Here is a 19,939-nt window from a genome sequence, read left to right on the forward strand (position 1 = left end):
GGCCTCGCCTTAGCGCAGATCCTCCAGCATCATCGCCGCGCCCTTTTGCGCGACCATGATCGTCGGCGCATTGATATTGCCGGAGGTGACATTGGGGAAAACCGAGGCGTCAATGACGCGCAGCCCCTCGATCCCATGAACGCGCAGCCGTGCATCGACGACATCGCGCGCAGGATCGGGCCCCATCCGGCAGGTGCAGGAGGCATGGAAGACGCTGCCAGAGCGCGCGCGGATATCGGCGATCAGCGCCTCTTCGCTTTGCACCTCGCGACCGGGCTGCATCTCGGTCTCGATATATTTTGCAATCGCGGGCTGCTCGGAAATCCGGCGCACCAGCCGCACCCCGTCGAGCATCTGGTCGATGTCATTCTGGCTCGCCAGATAATTCGGCTCGATCAGCGGCGCGGCATGGGGATCGGCCGCACTGATCTCGATCCGGCCCCGGCTGTCGGGGCGGCAAGGCTGGACGCCGATGAAAAAGCCCGGGAAGGGATCGGGCATGGTCAGACGCCGCACGCCAGGTTTGGGCTTCGAATAGCTGACCGGCGAGAAGTAAAGCTGCTGATCCACCCGGTCGAGCCCCGGACGCGAGCGCACGAACCCGCCCGCCTGATTGACGCTGAGCGAGAGCGGCCCATTGCGAAACAGCACATAGCGCATCCCGAGCATGATCCGCCCCAGCCACGGGCGCAGCTGCGAGTTCAGCGTCGGCACCTTCGAGCGGAAAAGGTAATCAATGCCGAGATGGTCCTGCAAATTGCGCCCAACGCCCGGCATGTCCTTGACCACCGGCTTGCCGAAACGGCGCAAGACCTCGCCCGGACCGACGCCTGAATGCTGCAAGAGCATCGGCGTCTGAACCGCGCCCGCGCTGAGCACGACCTCGCGCCACGCCCGCGCGGTCTGGATCTGGCCGTTCGTCTCATATTCGACGCCAACCGCGCGATTGCCCTCGAAGAGCACGCGCCGCGCCAAAGCCCCCGTCACCACCGTCAGATTGGCCCGCCCCATTGCGGGACGCAGGAAAGCGGTCGCGGTCGAGGCGCGCACGCCCTTGCGCGCCGAGATCTGATAGACCGACGTGCCCTCCTCCGCCGCGCCATTGTAATCGCGGGTTCGCCGCATCCCGGCCTCTTCGGTCGCATCCAGCCAGTCATGGCAGAGCGGATGGACCGAGGGCGTCATATCGGTCACGGCAAGCTCGCCCGATCCGCCGCGATAGTCATCCGCACCACGCTCGAAGCTCTCGATCGCCTTGAAATGGGGCAGAACATCGTCCCAGCCCCAGCCGGGATTGCCCTCGGCCTTCCAATCGTCGAAATCCTCGCGCTGGCCCCGGACGAAGACCATGGCGTTGATCGAGGAAGACCCGCCCAACACCTTGCCGCGCGGCCAGTAGGAATTGCGCCCGCCCAAAGCCTCTTGCGGGCCGGTCTCGAAACGCCAGTTCACCTTGGGGTTATAGAAGCTGTGGCCATAGCCGATCGGCATCCGGATCATGAAGCGCCGGTCACTGCCGCCCGCCTCCAGCAGCAAGACACGCAGCTTGCCAGAGGCGCTCAATCGATTGGCCAGAACGCAGCCCGCCGAGCCCGCGCCCACGATGATAATGTCAAATTCGGCCATGTTCCCCCCAAAGCGCGCTGTGCTTTGGGTCTATTGGATGGCCCCCCCTGTTGGAAGGAGCCGTTCTGGCAAGATCGGGAAGCCACTTCCGCGCCTGCGGGCCTTCTGCTTGCGGAAAGCCCGCAGGCAAGGCGCCCGCGCCTGAGTGCTCAGCCCCTCTGGCCCGATGCGGTCTTGAGAAAATCGATCAGCGCGCTGCCGGAATTGGGATGAAGCGGCTTGCTGATCTCATTGGCCCAGTTGAACAGCGACACGCCGTTTGTGGTGGTCGAGCCATGCGACCAGGCCGAAAACACCCGCTGAGTTTGCAGCTTGTTGCCGTAGATCATCAGCCCGTGATGGCTGCCATGGCAGCGGATCAGGTCGAGCATCATCGAGACCGAGGCCTTCGGCCCTTCGAACCACTGAAACAAGACCTCGTCTTCGCGATGCAGATAGCCGGTGATGCCGCATCTTTTCACGAGATCCGAATAGTCGCGCAGGATCTGGATTTGTCGCGGCGAGTTTTCGGAAATGCTGGCATAGCTGCGGTAAAGCACGCTCCAGGTTTCACCGGCACCGATCACTTGACACCCCACAACCGCTGAAAACCGCGCCCTCCGCCTGATTGCGGCATATTGGAAAAACGCGTTTAAGTTGTGCATATTTTACAAAAACGCCTGACCGCTGGCAAGACAAACGCGCAGAAAAAGATCACCCGGCCGGAGCAAGGTCTCCGACGCCTTTGTCTCCCTGCTATCTGCGGCTCCTACCATGCCCATGCCGCCGCGCAGCAGGCTACCGATGGTGCCTATCCGCCGCCCGTGCATGTGGGCACGCAATCCGCCAGCCGCCCGGAACTTGTCCCGGCCCGCGGTGTTCTCATCATGTTCCAAAACCCGCCAGGCAACCTTTGCTTGCGTCCCCCTTGCGCCACGGAGGCAAATTTATGATTGACCACGTCTATATCTCGGTCACGGATATCGAGAAATCTCTCGCCTTCTATGCCGAGGCTTTGAAGCCGCTCGGTTGGAGCCTCTTTGGCAAATACGACTCGGCCTCCGGGCCTGCGGACGTGCCCGACCTTCATGGGCTCCGGGACAGCGCCTATGGCAGCGGCACAGAGATCGGATGCAGCATCTGGCTGCGCCAGCGCCAGCCGGGCGAAACCGGGCTCTATCTCGGGATTGTCTGCGACAGCAATGAGGCGGTCGATCAGGCCTATGCCGCCGCGCTCAAGGCAGGCGGCACCGACGAGGGCAAGCCCGCCGACCGGACCTATTTTGCGCCCGGCTATTACGCGGCCAATATCGCCGATTTCGACGGCAACCGGCTGGAATTCGTTCATAAGGCCTGGAACCCCAAGCGTCGGAAATAAAACGACATTGCCCCGGGCGCAGCCCTGCGCCCGCGCCTCCCATCGCCATTCGCCCGTTGCAACCGGCGGGTGATCTGCTAGAGCCTTCCGCGAAGTCGGCACAAGCCCCGTCACATCGCAGCCGGGCCGCTTCTTGATGGAAGAGCTTGTGAGCGATGGACAGCCTGCTGACCCGGATCTTTTTGCGCCGACGCAAGTCGCTGATCAGCCGCGCCTTCAGGATCGTGCGCGATCCGGGCGTGGCCGAAGATGTCGCGCAAGAGGCCTATCTGCGCACCGCGCTCGCGCTTCAATCGCGCCCGATTGCGCAATTGGACGCTTTTCTCAGCCGCACGACCAGCAATCTCGCCATCGACCATCTGCGCCGCGACCGCCTGCGCGCACCGGGCGCGGCGCAAGACCCCGATGAGATCGCGGCCCCCGCGCCTTCGGTCGATGAGCTGTTGATCCAGCGCGAAAGGCTGCGCCTGCTTGAAGCTGCGCTCGCCCGCCTGCCGCCGCGTGCGCAGCGGGTCTGGGTGCTCAGCCGGATCGAGAACTGGCCCTATCCGCGCATTGCCACCCATCTGGGGGTCTCGGCGAATACGGTCTATAACGACCTGAAACTGGCCATGGCGCAATGTCACGACGCCTTGGCGCGGCTGGATCGCGATTAGGCGGCGAGGAGAGTTATTGTGAGATTTCCGCGCCTGAACCGTGCCAGAAAAACGCCGTCCCGCCGCGCGCTCGAAAAGGAGCCGATGGGCTCTGTCGGCCCGAATTTCCGCCATCCCGATCCCGCAACAGATGCGGCACTCGACTGGTGCCTGCGGCTTGAGGCCGCCCCGCTCGACGATGAGGCTGCGCGTGCTTTGCGCGATTGGCTGGAGGCCGATCCCGCACATGGCGCGCGCCTCGACAGCCTCTTGCGGATGATGGCCAGCCCCGAACTCGCCACGGCCAGCGCGGGCCTTGCGCGCGCCTTGGCCGCGCCGCGCGCGGCGCGTGATCGTCGCGCGGGCGGTCTTCGGCTGGGTCGGGCGTGCAAGGCAGGGCTTGCATTGGCCGCGATTGCCGCTCTGGTCGTCGCGCTCAACGCCTTGCCCCATTGGCTGCTCCTCTGGCGGGCTGATCATCTGACCGGCCTTGCCGAACGCGCCGAGATCGCCCTGCCCGATGGCTCGACGCTGGTGCTCAACGCCCAATCGGCCGTGGCGCTCGATTTCGCCCAAGGCCGCCGCGAGGTCACTCTGCTGGCCGGGGAGGCCTTCTTTCGCGTCCGCCCCGACCCCGCGCATCCCTTTCTCGTCCATGCCCGCCATGCCGAGACCCGCGTGACCGGCACCGAATTCGCGGTCTCGCGCAGCGGGCCTCTGGACCGCGTGGTCTTGCGGGAGGGCCGCGTCGAAGTCTCGACGACCGCAGCCGCATCCCCCGCCCAGTCGCTGGCCCCCGGCGAGGCGATCACCGCCAGCGCCTCGGGCCTCTCGGCGGTGCGCCCGACCGATCCGGCTGCGGATCTGGCGTGGCTCGACGGCCGCATCAGCTTTTCGGATCGCCCGCTGTCCGAGGTGATCGACGCGCTGCAAAGCTATTCCCCCGAGCGCCTCTTCATCGCCTCGTCGCGGCTGCGGCGATTGCAGGTCAGCGGCAATTTCCGCCTCGATCAGCCCGAGGCCGCGATCGAGGCGCTTGCCCTTGCCGCCGGGGCCAATCTGCTGCGCCTGCCGGGCGGGATGTTTATTCTGAATTAAAGACTCAACTATTTTTGTGAGATCGCCCGTCCCCATCCGTCTGTCCTGAAGAAGAGCCGCCACAGCCGCAAAGGCGGGCGTCAGGACAGAGACGAGGATGAGATGATGGCACGGCAAAAGCCTGCAAAACCAATGACCAGAACCCGGACCAGCCGGGCAGTTGCACTCCTTTTGACCGGCAGCGTCAGTCTGACCGCGCTGGTCTGGCCCGAAGGCTCGGGCGTGGTCGCGCAAGAGGCGCAGGGGCTGTCCTTCGACATTCCGGCCCAATCCCTGCCCCGCGCGCTCAACGCTTTCGCGCAGGCGAGCGGTTGGAGTCTCGGCTATTCGAGCGCAACCGTCTCGGGCAGGCAATCCGCGCCGGTGCAGGGCCGGATGCGGCCCGAGGCGGCTTTGCGCGCGCTGCTGGCCGGAACCGGGCTCGAGCTGCGCGTAACCGGCCCCGCGACCGCCGCGATCCTGCCCGCCGCCAGCACGACTAGCGCAAACGAGCCCGGCCCAGACGGCGCGATCGTCCTGAACAAGGTCACCATCACCGCCGTCGGCGGGACACCGTCGCGCGAGGATCTGTTCCGCGTTCCCGGCTCGGTCGATTATGTCTCGGATGAGGATCTGAACCGGCGCGCGCTGACCTCGGTCGCCGATCTCTTTCGCACCACCCCCGGCGTGATGACCGGCGACGGGAGGAATTCGGCCGCGATTGATGCCAATATCCGTGGGGTTCAGGGGATGAACCGCAATCAGGTGCGGGTGGATGGGATGATTTCGTCGACCCCGAACTATCGCGGCTATTTCGGGGTGGCGAACCGCACCTATGTCGATCCCGATCTGTTGGCGGGCATGGAGATCACCAAGGGCCAGCCCAATGACGCGGCGGGCGCGGGTGTGATTGGTGGCGCGGTTCGGATGCGCACGATCAATGCCTCGGATATCTTGCTCGACGGGCGCGACCGCGGCTTTCGCCTGACGCTTGGCGCGGGCACGAATACGGCCTCTCCGCCTGCCATCGGCACCCGCGACAAGCGCCTCGACAAGCCCGGCACGCTCAATTTCGGCACGTTCAACGGCAGCCTCGCCTATGCCCAGCGCTTCGGCACAGTCGAGATGGTTGCCGCGCTGAGCCGACGCACGCAGGGCAATTACTTCACCGGCAAGCATGGCAAGAACGAGGTCAAGAGCTATCAGATATTCTCGAATGACTGGACGACCTCGGAAATGTCTCCGGTCCCGCGCGAAAGCGAGGCGCTCAACACCCAGCGCGAAACCGTCTCGGGCCTCTTCAAGCTGCGCGGGGAATGGGGCGACGGTCACAGCGCCGAGCTGGTCTATTCGCATTCCGACAGCAAGTTCGGCGAGGTCATGCCGTCGCAGATCACCCGCTTTGGCTGGAATACCGTCGAGCAGCAGGACCCAAACAAAGCCGTGCTGAATGGGCTTAACCTGACCTATCGCTGGCAGCCCGAGGGCAATGATCTGATCGATCTCAAGGCCTCGGTCTGGGCCACCCATATGAAGCAGCACACCCGGACCGGGCAGGCCTTGGTCTATGATCCGAACGATTATTTCCGGGCGCGCTTCCCGATCTCGTCGGATTATCTGGGGATCGAGCTGCAAAACACATCGCATCTCGAAACGGGCCTCGGCCCTGTGGATCTGCGCTACGGCGGCTCGTATCTGCGCGAAGAGACCACGCCCAAGCGCGACGATTCCTTCTATATCCCGCCCAATGGCATCCGCTGGGAGCGCAGCGCCTTCTTTCAGGCCGATTGGCAGGCAGCCGAGCGGCTCAAGCTGCGGGCGGGGCTGCGCTATACGAGCTTTGACACCCGAGACCGCGTGGGCACCGACACCTATCTTGCCCCGCAGATGCAGGTCTTCTGCGCCTATTACGGCAATTGTAACACCCGGCTGGGCGCAAGCGGCTGGAGCAAGAATTTCGGGCTTTCCTATGAGCTGAACGACCAGATTCTTGCCTATGCCAATTACGACGAAGGCTATCGCGGCCCGAGCCTGATGGAGGCCGCCGTGCGCTATGACTGGCTGCCCAATCCCTTCGTGACGCCAGAGCGCAGCAAGAATGTCGAGATCGGCATGAATTATCGCAAAGCTGGACTTCTGCGCGAAGGCGATCAGCTGCTTTTCAAGACCAGCTATTTCCGCAACCACATCAAGGACTATATCGTCCGCCAGACGATCAGCACCGACCCGCGCACCGGCCAGCCCTATCCCGGCGGCACCGGGAGCTTCATTCCCTGGAACATCGGCAAGGCAAAGTTCGAAGGTGTCGAGGCGGCGCTCGATTACGATGCCGGGCGCTGGTTCCTGCGCGCGGGCGCGACGCGCTATATCCGGGTGAATTACTGCGGGGTCTATCTGTCGAAGAACTTCGCGCCGCAGGTCTTCAACCCGGGCTGCATCGACTACACGCTGCCCGATGATTATGCGGCCAACCAGATCCCGCCTGCCTATTCGGGCAACCTGACCCTTGGCGCGCGGCTTCTTGACGACAAGCTCACCCTGGGCACGACGATCACCCGTGTCGGCGGACGGGCGGCTCCGGCGGGCGAAGGCACCAATGGCTTCCTGCTGCCGCTGCGCCAGTGGAACCCCTATACGACCGTCGATCTCTTCGCGAGCTACCGTATGAATGAACGGATGGTGATGAATTTCAGCGCTGAAAACGTCACCAACCGCTATTACGTCGATGCGCTGGGATTGGCGGCCCTGCCCGCTCCGGGCCGGACATTGCATCTGGGGCTGGAAGCGAAGTTCTAGGCCTCCGGGCGCCCGCGCCCTCCCTGAGCAATAGAGGCCTCAGTAATAGAAATAGATCCCGATACAGGTGGCGATGCCGATCACGATATTCATCGGCATCCCAACCTTGAGGAAATCGAGGAAGGTGTAATTGCCCGCCGCATAGACCAGCGTATTCGTCTGATAGCCAATCGGGGTCGCGAAGCTGGCGCTGCCCGCAAACATCACCGCCACGACCAGAGGCCGCGCGTCATAGCCGACATCATGGGCGAGCGCGATGGCGATGGGCGTCATGATGACCGCGACCGCGCTGCTTGAAATCAGCTCGGTCAGGGTCGAGGTCAGCAGATAGACGACGATCAGCAGCATCAAGGGCGAGAGCCCGGCGATATGGGGCGCAAGCCCGCCGACCACCATGTCGATCGCGCCCGACTTCTGTAACCCCACCCCGATGATCAACATGGCATAGATCAGCACGAGAATGCTCGCATCGATCGAGCCCCAAGCCTCCTCGGCATCAATGCAGCGCAAGATCAGGATCGCAGCGACGGCAACCATCGCCAGCACCCCGATATCCATCACGTCAAACGCCGCCAGAAGCACCACCGCCAACAGCGCGAGCACCGCAATCGGAGCTTTGGATTTGCGAAAGGCCCGCCCGCTCGTGCGCGTGGTCGAGACCAGAACCCCGCGCTGGTTGATCTCGTCAAGGCTCTCGGGCTTGCCGGCCAGCAGCAGCCGGTCGGCCGGGCGCAGCCGCGAGCTGCGCAGATCCTCGCCCGCGATATGGTTGTGGCGATGCACGCCCAAAAGCTGGACGCCGGGGATCAGAACCGAGCCGAGATCCTTGACCGCGCGTCCGACCACCGCGTGATTGGGCGCCAGCACCGCCTCGATCACCACATCCTTCTTGCCCGGCGCATCCTTGCCGAAAATGCCGATACGGACCTTGTGGTTCTCGGCAAAGGTCAAAAGCTCCGATGAGGTCGCATTGACGATCACCGCATCCCCCTTGCGCAAGGTCATCGCCTTGAGATCCTCGCGGTAGATCTTGCCCGAGCGGCGCAGCCCGAGAACCGCGATCCGCGACAGATCCGAAATCTCGCCGATGGGCCGATCCACGAAATCGCTGGTCTCCTGCACGATGATCTCCGACAGGAACGGCAGCGCCGACAGATTGGCCTCGCCCGCCTTGTCCTCGCGCCGGGGCAACAGATAGCGGCCAACCAGCGCGAGCATCAGGCAGCCCGAGACGCCCACGATCAGACCGATGGGCGTGATCTCGAAAATGCCGAAGGGCGCCATCCCGGCCTCCCGCGCGACGCCGTCAACGAGCAGGTTGGTCGAGGTTCCGATCAGCGTCATCGTGCCCGACATGACCGCGACATAAGAGGCCGGGATCAAGAGCAGCGTCGCCGGGATCTCGTAGGTTTTGGCGATCTTCAGGACGATCGGGATCAGGATCAGCACCAAGGGCGTGTTGTTGATGAACCCGCCTAGAAAAAGCACACCGGTGAAGAGCGCACCGATCGCGACCGCAGGCCTTGGTCCAGACAGGTCAAGGATCTTGTTCACGACCTTCTCGATCACCCCCGTACGCACCAAGGCGCCGGTCAGCACGAACATCGCGGCAATCGTCAGGGGCGCGGAGTTCGAAAAGACCGAATAGACCTCTTGCGGGGTGACAAGCTTGCAGGCCGCGAAAGCCGCAGCACCGGCGGCGGCGACGACCTCGGTCGGGTAGCGCTCGAACAGAAAACCCGCGAAGGTCAAGAGCATGATGGCGATGGCGACAGCGGCGGAATGGTCAGAGACGAACTGCTGAAACATGATGCGGATCTCTCGCGGGAAGAATGCCCCCTGTTTTTCGCAACGCCGCAAAAACTCAAAATGTTTCGTTCCCCTCCCCTCTTTTTAGACAAATCGGATAAAACCATCCAAGTGAACGGCCGCCCAAATGAAAGGCCGCCCTGTGAAAAGGGCGGCCCGGTTGATCAGCGTGAGGGAAGGCGTCTATAGACCCCGCGCCTCATTCGGCGCGCGCATTGTCCTCGCGGTCAACGCCCGAAAGCGTCAGATAGCCGACCAGCGCCAGAATGACCCCAAGGAAGACGAGGCTCGTCGTCGTCGTGCCAAGGCCAAGACCGCCGTTTGGCAGGGGCTGCGACAGGAAGTCGCCAAAGGAGGCGCCCAGCGGGCGGGTCAGGATATAGGCCAGCCAGAAGGCGGTCACCGCTCCGATGATCCCGGCGCGCCACAGGCCGATGACGACAAGGATCGCCGCGCCAAAGAGGAAGGTCGAGGGCAGATAGCCAAGCCCGAGCCGCTCGGCCAGCAGATCGCCCGCCGCCGTGCCCAAAGCGAAGGTGAAAAGCACCGCGAGCCAATAGAAGCCCTCCCGCGCGGGGGTGTCGATCGAATGGATCGACAGCGTGTGCTCGCGCAGATACCAGACGGCGAACGTCATGATCAAAGCCACGATGAAGACCGCGGTCGAGACCCCAAGCGGCACGCCGTAGCCATCGCTCAGACTGTCGGTGATCAGCGTGCCGACCACCGAAATCATCGTCACCGCAAGCCAATAGACCCAAGGCGTATAGCGGTCGGTGCGAAACTGCCAGATCAGGATGGCGACCAGAACCACCGCCATCAGGATCGAGGTCATCTGCAGGCCAAGACCCATCTTGAAGATCAGGTAATCGGCCCCGGTTTCCCCGACCGTGGTCGCCATGATCTTGATCGCCCAGAAATAGGGCGTGACCTCGGGCACCTTGTTGAAGCGGATTTGCGGCGTGTCGGCCGTCGCGGCTACGGGATAGGTCATCGCAAGCTCTCCTGCGGCGCGGGAATGCACCAGTCAGGGCCGAGTCTCGGACGCCAAGGTGATCGCCAGATCGGGCGGCGATTACATTTCCGTAATCTCGGCGGGTGGCGGGCGCTCTGGCGCCGGTCAGGAAGGGGCAAAGATTACACAGACGTAATCCTGCGGCGATTTTTCTGTCAGCCCGCCACCCCAGTTTTCGATCAGCGACGAGATTTCCATCGTCCGCCACATAGGAGAAACCAGATGAAACGCACTCTTTCCGTTCTCGGCCTGACCGCAATCGCAAGCCTCGGTGCCATGGTCGGCGGCCAGGTCTGGGCGGCGACAGACAATTCGGCCGAGGTGCAGCAATTCCTCAAGGCGCCGCAAACCCTCACCGCGGCCATCCACGCGGCGGAAAGCGCGACCGGCGGCAAGGCCTATGCGGCAGAGTTCGACGACCACAAGGGCACCGGGCGCTATGAGGTCAAGACGCTTGCCGGTGATAAGCTGGCCAAGGTCCGGGTCGATGCCACCACGGGCAAGGTGACCGACACCAAGGACAAGGGGCTGCTTTCGGCCAAGAAAGACAGCGATGCGCTGGATCCGGCCGCGCTCAAGGGCTCGCTTGCCGATCTCGTCGCCAAAGCCGAGACGCTGAGCGGCGGCAAGGTCATGTCGATCGACCATGAGCGCGAGAATGGCGCCACCACCGTCGAGGTCGAGGTTGCCGCCGCTGACGGCACAGCCAAGACCTTCGCCTTTGACGCCGCGGGCGACAAGCTCGTGCCGGTGGTCTCTGGCAAGGATGACGCCAAAGAACATGACGAGAAATCCGAAGGCTGAGGCCAAAGGCTCTTGACCGGCCCTTCGGGGCCGGTCCTGATGGGTCGAGCGGCGCCAAAGGGCAAAGAATGCGGATCCTGATCATCGAAGACGACCCGACCACCGGTGATTTCATCGCCCGGGGGCTGCGCGAAGAGGGCCATGTCGCTGATCTGTCTCGCAATGGCCGCGACGGACTTTTGGCAGCGCAAAGCGCCGATTTCGACGTGCTGGTCGTCGACCGGATGCTGCCGGGCCTTGATGGCCTTGCGCTGGTCCGCACCCTGCGCGCGGCGAAAAACCTGACGCCCGTGATCTTTCTGACCGCGATGGGCGGGATCGACGACCGCATCGAAGGGCTGAACGCGGGCGGCGACGACTATCTGGTCAAGCCCTTCGCGTTTGGCGAGCTATCGGCCCGCATTCAGGCCCTCGCCCGCCGCCCGCAGCTGCGCGACGAGGAAACCGTGCTCTCGGCGGGCGATCTGCGTATGGATCTGATCCGGCGCAAGGTGACGCGCGGCGCGGCGGAAATCGAGTTGCTGCCGCGGGAATTCGCGCTGCTCGAATGTCTCTTGCGCCGCAAAGGCCGGGTTCAGACCCGGACCATGCTGCTGGAGGCGGTGTGGGATCTGAACTTCGACCCCCAGACCAATGTCGTCGAAAGCCATGTCTCGCGGCTGCGCGCCAAGGTCGACAAGCCCTTCGAGACCGAGCTCATCCGCACCGTGCGCGGCGCAGGCTACCGGATCGAGCCGTGACCCGCTGGCGCGAGGCCCTGCGCGCGACGCCGATGCGGCTCACCCTGCGGTTGGTCGCGCTTTATATCCTGATCAGCGCGCTCTCGTTTCTGACGACTTGGTGGCTCGCCAGCGAAGCTCTGCTCGACGCCAGCGAAAGCGTGCTCGAACAAGAGCTCGAAGAGCTCGCGGCCTCGGGCGATCCCGCCGATATTGCGCTCGCGGTGGCCGAGGGGGCGCGCAAGGCTGATCCCGAACACCAAATTCTGCGCTTCGACGGGCCGCAGGGCACGGTCGGCAATTATCTCGGCCCCCTGCCCGCCGGAGATCTGCGGCAGGTCGATCTCTCGGATAAAGCGGCCGGGGTCGAAGGCAGCTATATCATGCGCAGCACCCGCATTGGCGAGGGCGTTTTGACCGTCGGTCAGGACACCGATGCCTTTGACGAGCTGCGCGAAGTCTTTGGCAAGGTGCTGTTTTTCACGCTGATCCCGACGGCCGTGCTGCTTTTGGCGGGCGGGATGGTGATTGCGCTCCGTTCGACCAGCCGGCTCGCGGCGATCGAGACCACGCTCGCCCGTCTCGCGGGCGGCGACCTGACTGCGCGCCTGCCGAAACTGCCCGGACCCCGCGACGATCTCAGCCGGGTCGGCGCAGGCATCGACCGGCTTGCCGCCGCGCAAGAGGCGTCCGTGGCCGCGCTGAAACAGGTCTCGACCGATATCGCCCATGACCTGCGCACCCCGATCCAGCGCCTTGCCGTGCTGCTCGATCAGGGCCTCGCGCGCCCCGAAGGTCCCGACCGCCGCGATTTCGAAAGCGCGAGCGACGAGGTCCAGAATATCGCCGCGACCTTCGACGCCCTGTTGCGGATCGCTCAGATCGAGGGGGGCGCGAGCCTGCCGGTGGCGCCGGTCGATCTGAGCGAGCTTTTGCGCGACATTGCCGAACTTTACGAGCCTTCCGCCGCCGAAACCGGCCATGAGCTGCGCCTCGACATCACGGCTCCGGTCGTGGTGCAGGGCGACCGGCGGCTGCTTGGGCAGGCGATCGTCAATCTTCTGGAAAACGCTTTGCATCATGCGCCGCCCGGTCCCGTGACTTTGGGCGCAGCGCGATCAGGGGTGGCGGGCGCAAGCCTTTGGGTGGCCGATCACGGACCGGGCATTCCCGGAAGCGAGCGCGACCGCGTGCTGCGGCGGCTCTACCGGCTCGACCGCAGCCGCCAGACCCCCGGCAATGGTCTGGGCCTCAGTCTGGTCGCCGCGATCCTGTCGCGCCACGGGGCCGAGCTTGAGCTGACCGACAATGCCCCCGGCCTGCGCGCCACCATCCACTTCGCCTCGCCCGAGAACAGCCACGCAAGCTAGGCCCGATCCGCCCTATAGCGGCGGTCGCGCGATACCTGCCGACCTTCCACGGCCCCCTGCGAACGGCAAACAGCTAGCCCAGCTCGCCCAGAAGATCGTCGATCACCTCGGCGATCTGATGGGGCTGGACCACGGCCAGACGGATCAGCTCGTCAAAGCGCCGCCCGAAGAAGCGGATGTAATCGAGATCATTCAGCACCAGATAATTCGTGCCCAGAAACAGCGTCACGCGCTTTTGTCCGAAGATGGTGAAGGGCGGGGTATAGGTCTCGCTCAGCGTATAGAAATAGATCCGCAGCTTGGGATAAAGCTCGGCGTAAAGCGTGCGGAAATGCGCAAGCTGGCGGCGCCGGACCGGAAGCGCCAGCCCCTCCCATTTGCCCTCCGCCTTGGCCAGGGTGGTCAGTGCCTGGATCGAGGTGCAGACGTCAAGCTCGCTGTCCGGGCGGCGCATCAGCGCCAGCCGCGCGCCGAAGGATTGGCTTGCGATATCGAAGGACGCGCCCTGATATTCGAAGCGCAGAACCTCATCGGTCTTGAGAAAATCCGGGATGCTGTCGGGAACGGTGCGGACGCGGTAGCCCTCGACCTCGGCCAGCCAATGGACGAAATGATCGTCCACCGGCGAGCGGGTGTGGCGCTGGATCTGCATCACCGATTCGATGATCTCGGTCCCGGTTTCCTTGCGCGTCGAGAGGCCAAGCAGCCAATCGGCCGAGACCTGACAGGAACTGGCGAGCGCAATCAGCGTCTCGGCCCGCGGCATCCGCGCGCCATCGGCCAGCAAAAGCTGCGAAAGCGTCGAGCGGTCGATCCCCGCCATGCGCGCAAACCCCGCTTGATTAAGCCCCGAGGCGTCGATCAGCGTCAGAATACGCTCGCGAAAGCCGGTGGCGGCGTCGGATGTGGTCATAATCGCCCCGAGATGCTCATTTTTATCTGCATTGGTGATTATTGTTTACATCGACTTTGCTTTACACACCATCGTTAACACATCGCACATGACGCGCCTTGGCCGGCGGCTTTGCCGCCAATTAGATTGGCCGCAGAGGGAAGCCGGAGCGGGGAGAAGACGAAGCGCCCAAGCCAAATCCGCCGTGCAGCGAGCGGCGGCACGAGGTCCGGGCAAGCCGAACGATCCGCAACGCGCCTGCCGAGCCGGGGCCTTGCCTCAGAGGGCAAGGACAGGCCCGCCCCTTCCCTCAAACCGATCCGATGCCGAGGTTTGAGCTCGCCGCATCCGCCACCCAAGACATAAGGAACATCCCGTGAAGACTGTAGAAATCGGATCAAAACCGCTCGATCTGGCGGCGCTTCTGGCGATCCTTGACGAGGGCCCGCAGATTGCGCTGGCCCCCGTCGCCCGCGCCCGCGTGCAGAATGCCCGCGCGGTTGTTGATCGCTATATGACCCGCGACGAGCCGATCTATGGTCTGAACACCGGCCTTGGCGGCAATGTCGGCTATCGCATTCCCCAAGACGAGATCGAGGCCTTTCAGGTCAAGATGGTGCGCGGGCGCTGCATTGGCGTCGGCGCGCCCTTCGGCGAGCGTGCGGGTCGCGCGATGCTGCTCAGCCGGATCACCGGCATGGCGCAGGGCGGATCGGGCGTCTCGCCCGCCGTGCTCGATCTGATGGTCGCGATGTTCAACGCGGGCATTTCGCCGGTCATTCCGGGCCGGGGCTCGATCGGCGCCGGCGATCTTGGGCTTTGCGCGCATCTGGGCGCGGCGCTGATCGGGCTGGGCGACGTCTATGTCCAGGGCGTGAAGACCCCTGCTGCCGAAGCTTTGCGCGCGGCGGGTCTCGCCCCTGCCCGGCTTGGCCCCAAGGACGGGCTGGCGATCCTGAACGCGAGCGCGGTGTCTTGCGGTTATGCCAGTCTCGTTCTGGCCGAACTCGCCGAGATCCTGATGTCCTCGGTCGCGATTGCCGCGCTTTCGGGCGAGGGCTATGCCGCCAATCCGCGCATTTTCGACGCAAGGCTGGCCGAGGCGCGCCCGGCAGGCGGTCAGGTTCAGGCGGCGGCGGCCTTCCGCGCAGCGCTGAAGGACAGCTATCTTTACGATCCGGGTGCGGCGCGCTCGATCCAGGATGCGCTGTGCTTCCGGGTGCTGTCGCAGATCTATGGCCCGGCCCAGACCAGTTTCGCCGCGACCGTCGCCAGCGTCGAAACCGAGCTCAATGCCGCCGCTGACAATCCACTGGTCATGGCCGAGGATGACTTGATCCTCTCGACCGCGAATTTCCACACGCCCGAGATCGCGCTGACCTTCGACACGCTGGCGATTGTGATCACGCAGCTTGCGACCGCCTCGGCCTATCGCACGATCAAGCTGATGAATGCGCAACTGTCTGGCCTGCCGAAATATCTCTCGCCGCTCGGCGGGGCGTCGAATGGTTACAATTCGATGCAGAAAACCGTCTCGGCCCTGCAAGGCGAGATCCGGTTGAAAGCCACGCCGGCGAGTCTCGATGCCGTCCCGGTTTCGGAAACCGTCGAGGATCACGCGCCCCAGACCCTGCTGACCATCCGCAAGCTCGATGAGCAGCTGATGCCGTTGCGGCTGCTCTTTGCCATCGAGGCGCTGGTCGCGGCGCAAGCGGTCGATCTGCGCGGCAAGCCCCGCCTGTCCGAGCCGACCCGGCTGATCTATGACGCGATCCGCGCCGAGGTGCCGATGCTGGAGGACGACCGTGAAAACGGGCCGGATGCCGACCGCGTCGCCGCGATCCTTGCGGATGGGGCACTGATGCGGCGTCTGCGCGACAGCCTTGGCGATGACGCGCTCTTTGGCCTGAGCTGAAACTTTCGGACCCCATCCTCGGCGAATGTGATACGCCATCGCCGAGGATGGACTTGAACGCATGGATACAGCGACGCTTCTGATCGCGCATCGGGTCATGACCGCGCGAAACATCCGGGGCACGGCGCGCGCGATGGGCCGCCCGGTCTCGTCGATCGCGGCCGCCATGAACCGGCTCGAAAGCCAGATCTCGGTCCCCCTTTTGCGCAAGGCGGGGACCGGGATCGTGCTGACTCTGGATGCCGAGCGGCTTTTGCCCCGGATCCAGCAGCTCGCCGCGATCTCGGAGGAAATCATGACGCTTGGCACCCCCGCCCGGCGCGATCTCGGCGTGACGCTGAATGCGCTCTCGCGCTTTGCCTTTGTCGCCGAGGCGGGCAGCATCCGAGGGGCGGCGAAATCCCTTGGGCTCGGACAGCCGCAGCTTGCCCGTCAGATGGGGCAGATCGAGACGATTCTCGGCTGCCAACTGCTGACACGCGGCGTCGGTGGCTCGCGCACGACCGATGCCGGAAAGCGCCTGCTGGTGTTGGCGCGCGCGCTTGAGGCAGGCTGGAATGAGCTCGCCCATGCCGCAGACGGACGCTCGCAGCGCAGCGCGGCGACGATTCGCCTCGGCTCGATCGTGCCGATGGGACATGAGAGCTTTGTTGCCAGCACGCTTGCGCAATTGGTGATGAACTGGACCAAAGACGCGCCGCGCCAGCCCCTTTTCGTGGCCAGCACCACCACCGAAGGGCTGATCGCGGGACTGAAACGCGGCATTTACGACATCGTCCTTTTGAACAGCATTTCGGTGCCAGATGAATTTTACGGCTTCCCGATTGCCAAAGCGCAGCTTTCTTTGGTTGGACGCAGCGATCTTTTGAAGGGCCAGACGGCACCAAATAATCTTGCGCCCATTTTCGAAAATGCAGTGCTCGCCTTGCCAAGCCCGCAAAGCGGATTGCGTCAGGTCATCAACAGATATCTGTCCGAGACTTTGAGTGAAACTGAAACAGACCAATTGAATGTGATCGAAGTCGATTCGATGCCTGTCATCATCAATATGGTTTTAAATCACAATGTGATTTCCATTCTCCCCTCGGAATCGGTTGCAAAAATCTCTCATGATTTAGGGCAGATCCCACTTCCACCAGAGATCGGGCTTCCCTATTGGCTGGTTTGCCAAAGAAATCCGCGAAGCCATCACATTGCCGAAGAGATCATCAAGGCTATCTCCAGATCTGGCCAACCGACCTCCTAACGAAAGCGCCGCATTCCGCCGCAAACCGGCACCCCGTCGTGATCCGAAGCGCCTCACCAACAGGTTTGGCGGGGGTCCGCCTTTTGCTCGGTTACACCAGCCGAGAGGACAGTTTTCCCCTCCCTGCCCCCGGAAGATCAAACGCGATCTGCGAGGGCTATGATCTGGAGAAATTTTTTCGAAAGCATGGCATATCCCAAAAGATGCACATCGGGATATTGGGGTATAGGGGCTTCTCAACACGCAGGTGCTGTGGTCTGTCTTGATGCGTGGAGGAGCTTCGGAGGACAGCATGCCTTGCAACTTTGCTCTCGTCGGCGCTCAAGACCGGGGTGACGAGCGAAAGGTGTCGCAGCCGCGGACTCAGGCGTGATTGGCGCCAAAGTCTCGGATTGCAGGACAAATCCAGATCTTGGATCGCGCCGTGTTTTCGCGCAAATCACGGCCTCGCATTTGAAACCTGCGCTATAAGATAAAAGCAAAAGCCCTGCGATCAAGAGATCGGGATTTTCCGACGAAACCCGCCTCTTTACCGCGCCGCAACCGACACTGGTTAAACGAGCCGTTTTAAAAGAGCTCGCGCCATTTGACCGAATAGTCATCAACAGAGGAAGCACAGACGATGAAAGCAAAGACAGCCAAGGCCCTGGCCCTTTCTGCCCTGCTCATGACGGGCGCGGCCCTGCCCGCCGCCGCCGAAACCATCAAGGTCGGCAGCAAAAGCTTTACCGAGCAATTCATCCTTGGCGAGATGTATGCCGCCGTTTTGGAAGACGCCGGTTTCACGGTTGATCGCAAGATCAATCTCGGCGGCACCTTGATTGCCCATCAGGCTTTGATCACCGGCCAGATCGACCTTTATCCTGAATATACCAGCACCGGATTGGCTGCGGTTAAAAAGGTCAAGGTCACGGGCGACGCGGATCAGGTCTATAACGAGGTCAAGGATTATTACGCCAAGGAATTCAATATCACCTGGCTGGCCCAATCGGGCGTCAACAACGGCTATGTGCTTTTGGTCCGCGCCGATACCGCAGACAAATATGGGCTGAAGAATGTCTCGGATCTGACCAAGGTCAACGGCCAGCTGGTCTTTGGCGGCGGGCCCGAGTTCCGTGACCGCGAGGACGGCCTGCCCGGCATCAAGCGCGTCTATGACGTGGACTTCAAGGATTTCAAACAGTTCGCCAAGCTTGGCCTGCGCTATGACGCGCTGGCTCAGGGCGATATCGACATCACCAACGGCTATACGACCGATTGGCAGGTCGGCACCGACAAGGTGGCGATGCTTGACGACGACAAGCATCTCTTCCCGCCGTCCTATGTCGCGCCGATCGTGCGCCAAGAGGTGCTCGACAAGAACCCCGAGATCGCCGGTCTTTTGGAAAAAGTCGGCAGCAATCTCGACAATGCGACCATGCGCGCCCTGAATGCCAAGGTCGAGGTTGACCGCGAAGAGCCCCATGACGTGGCCGTGGCCTTCCTGAAGGAAAAGGGCCTGATCAAGTAAGGCCCCTCTCTGCCCGCGCGCGGCCCGCGCGCCGCACACCATCCCCCGGATCGACCGACATCTGACCGCAGGCGCTTTTGCGCCGGCGCTCGGATGCCGGTTGCCGCCCGCAGGCCAGCCGCGCGACGCGGCCCCCCGCGTCCATCCAGAAAGAAGAGACATGCAGGAAATTTGGATCGATTACATCAATGCCTTGGACACCAAGGCGCTCGCGCTCGACAATGACGAGATCCTGGACGCCGTCACCGCCGCCCTTGTCGCCCAAGGACGCGGCGAGACCGTGATCGAGCCGCGCGTCCATCTGGTCCCGGAAAGCTCGGACAAGGGCCATTTCAACGTGCTGCGCGGCTATGTGAAGCCGCTCGATTACGCGGGCGTCAAGGTCGTCGGCGATTTCGTTGACAATTACAAAGTCGGCCTGCCCTCGGAGCTGGCGGTCCTGAACCTCTTTGATCCGCGCACCGGCGTGCCGAAAGCCATCGTCGATGCGACCGCGATCACCGATATGCGCACCGGCGCGATCACCGCGCTTGGCGCGAAATATCTGGCGCGCAAGGACAGCAAGATCCTTGGCCATGTCGGCGCGCGCGGCACCTCTTACTGGAACGTGCGCCTGCTCGACCATCTCTTTGATTTCGACGAGATCCGCGTCCACTCGCGCCGCCCCGAAAGCCGCGAGGGCTTTGCCGCGCGGCTGGAAAAGGACCTCGGCAAGAAGATCATCGTCACCGACAATTGGGAAGATTGCCTGAAAGACGCCGATATTCTGGTCGAGGCGAGCCGCCTGCCCGAGCCGACGCCGCTGTTGAAAACCAGCTGGGTCAAGAAGGGCGCTTTCGTCGTTCCTTACGGCACGATGAGCGCGCTCGAATTCGATCTGACCGACATTATGGACAAGGTCGTGGTTGATGATTGGGGCCAATGCGGTCCGGGCCGCCCCTATGGCGCGCTGCGTCGCCATGTCGATGAGGGCAAGGTCACGGCGGAAAACCTTCATGCCGAGCTGGGCCAGATCGTCTGCGGCGCAAAGCCCGGGCGCGAGAGCGACGCGGAGACCATCCTCTTCTGGCATCGCGGTCTGAGCAGCACCGATGTGGCGCTCGGCGCGGCGATCGTCGACAAGGCCAAGCGCATGAACATCGGCCAGAAGCTGCGCTTCGCCTGAGCC

General features: G+C 63.3%; 16 protein-coding genes. 11 read left to right on the top strand and 5 right to left on the bottom strand.

The annotated features are described in order from the left end of the window. Window positions 1-9: 9 nt before the first annotated feature. Together JCM7686_RS09005 and JCM7686_RS09010 are read right to left on the bottom strand one after the other, a co-directional pair. On the bottom strand, window positions 10-1,626 hold the full coding sequence (locus JCM7686_RS09005) for a GMC family oxidoreductase (RefSeq protein ID WP_020950548.1): 1,617 nt from the start codon (window positions 1,624-1,626) through the stop codon (window positions 10-12). A gap of 149 nt (window positions 1,627-1,775) precedes the next feature. Next, a complete protein-coding gene (locus tag JCM7686_RS09010) occupies window positions 1,776-2,192 on the bottom strand; it encodes a BLUF domain-containing protein (protein ID WP_041527242.1) in 417 nt (138 codons plus the stop codon). 362 nt (window positions 2,193-2,554) lie between these two features. Between JCM7686_RS09010 and JCM7686_RS09020 the strand changes: the two genes are divergently transcribed. From JCM7686_RS09020 to JCM7686_RS09035, 4 genes are all read left to right on the top strand, one after another. Then, window positions 2,555-2,983 (top strand): VOC family protein, encoded by a 429-nt coding sequence (locus JCM7686_RS09020; RefSeq protein ID WP_020950550.1) that lies wholly within the window; start codon window positions 2,555-2,557, stop codon window positions 2,981-2,983. A gap of 155 nt (window positions 2,984-3,138) precedes the next feature. Then, entirely contained in the window at window positions 3,139-3,639 is a 501-nt protein-coding gene (locus JCM7686_RS09025; protein ID WP_020950551.1) for an RNA polymerase sigma factor, read from the top strand. A gap of 18 nt (window positions 3,640-3,657) precedes the next feature. Next, window positions 3,658-4,716, top strand: coding sequence for a FecR family protein (locus JCM7686_RS09030; protein ID WP_020950552.1), 1,059 nt, complete (start codon window positions 3,658-3,660; stop codon window positions 4,714-4,716). A gap of 132 nt (window positions 4,717-4,848) precedes the next feature. Beyond that, window positions 4,849-7,491 (top strand): TonB-dependent receptor, encoded by a 2,643-nt coding sequence (locus JCM7686_RS09035; protein ID WP_041527245.1) that lies wholly within the window; start codon window positions 4,849-4,851, stop codon window positions 7,489-7,491. 39 nt (window positions 7,492-7,530) lie between these two features. Here the strand turns inward: JCM7686_RS09035 and JCM7686_RS09040 are convergent, their stop codons facing one another. Then, a complete protein-coding gene (locus JCM7686_RS09040) occupies window positions 7,531-9,300 on the bottom strand; it encodes an SLC13 family permease (RefSeq protein WP_020950554.1) in 1,770 nt (589 codons plus the stop codon). Window positions 9,301-9,499: 199 nt separating this feature from the next. After that, a complete protein-coding gene (locus tag JCM7686_RS09045) occupies window positions 9,500-10,294 on the bottom strand; it encodes a COG4705 family protein (protein WP_020950555.1) in 795 nt (264 codons plus the stop codon). Window positions 10,295-10,537: 243 nt separating this feature from the next. Between JCM7686_RS09045 and JCM7686_RS09050 the strand changes: the two genes are divergently transcribed. The 3 genes from JCM7686_RS09050 to JCM7686_RS09060 all read left to right on the top strand — a co-directional run bounded on the left by JCM7686_RS09050 (window position 10,538) and on the right by JCM7686_RS09060 (window position 13,208). Next, window positions 10,538-11,119, top strand: a complete 582-nt coding sequence (locus tag JCM7686_RS09050) for a PepSY domain-containing protein (protein ID WP_041527246.1) — start codon at window positions 10,538-10,540, stop codon at window positions 11,117-11,119. A 68-nt stretch (window positions 11,120-11,187) separates the two neighbouring features. Further along, window positions 11,188-11,859: a winged helix-turn-helix domain-containing protein gene (locus JCM7686_RS09055; RefSeq protein WP_020950557.1), complete on the top strand. Its 672-nt coding sequence runs from the start codon at window positions 11,188-11,190 to the stop codon at window positions 11,857-11,859. Continuing rightward, window positions 11,856-13,208: a sensor histidine kinase gene (locus JCM7686_RS09060; protein WP_020950558.1), complete on the top strand. Its 1,353-nt coding sequence runs from the start codon at window positions 11,856-11,858 to the stop codon at window positions 13,206-13,208. The genes JCM7686_RS09055 and JCM7686_RS09060 overlap by 4 nt, the downstream gene beginning before the upstream one ends. Before the next feature lie 73 nt (window positions 13,209-13,281). Here JCM7686_RS09060 and JCM7686_RS09065 read toward each other — a convergent pair whose 3' ends face one another. Then, a complete protein-coding gene (locus tag JCM7686_RS09065; RefSeq protein WP_020950559.1) occupies window positions 13,282-14,121 on the bottom strand; it encodes a helix-turn-helix domain-containing protein in 840 nt (279 codons plus the stop codon). Window positions 14,122-14,476: 355 nt separating this feature from the next. Between JCM7686_RS09065 and JCM7686_RS09070 the strand changes: the two genes are divergently transcribed. The 4 genes from JCM7686_RS09070 (at window position 14,477) to JCM7686_RS09085 (ending at window position 19,936) form a co-directional block, all read left to right on the top strand. Then, window positions 14,477-16,015, top strand: coding sequence for an HAL/PAL/TAL family ammonia-lyase (locus JCM7686_RS09070; RefSeq protein WP_020950560.1), 1,539 nt, complete (start codon window positions 14,477-14,479; stop codon window positions 16,013-16,015). 61 nt (window positions 16,016-16,076) lie between these two features. After that, the gene (locus JCM7686_RS09075; RefSeq protein WP_020950561.1) at window positions 16,077-17,261 is read left to right on the top strand and encodes a LysR family transcriptional regulator; all 1,185 of its coding nucleotides are present in this window, start codon (window positions 16,077-16,079) and stop codon (window positions 17,259-17,261) included. Between the two features lie 622 nt (window positions 17,262-17,883). Then, entirely contained in the window at window positions 17,884-18,771 is an 888-nt protein-coding gene (locus tag JCM7686_RS09080; protein WP_020950562.1) for a glycine betaine ABC transporter substrate-binding protein, read from the top strand. Window positions 18,772-18,931: 160 nt separating this feature from the next. Then, the gene (locus JCM7686_RS09085; RefSeq protein WP_020950563.1) at window positions 18,932-19,936 is read left to right on the top strand and encodes an ornithine cyclodeaminase family protein; all 1,005 of its coding nucleotides are present in this window, start codon (window positions 18,932-18,934) and stop codon (window positions 19,934-19,936) included. Window positions 19,937-19,939: the final 3 nt, after the last annotated feature.

Source organism: Paracoccus aminophilus JCM 7686, from assembly GCF_000444995.1.
Lineage (GTDB): Bacteria > Pseudomonadota > Alphaproteobacteria > Rhodobacterales > Rhodobacteraceae > Paracoccus > Paracoccus aminophilus.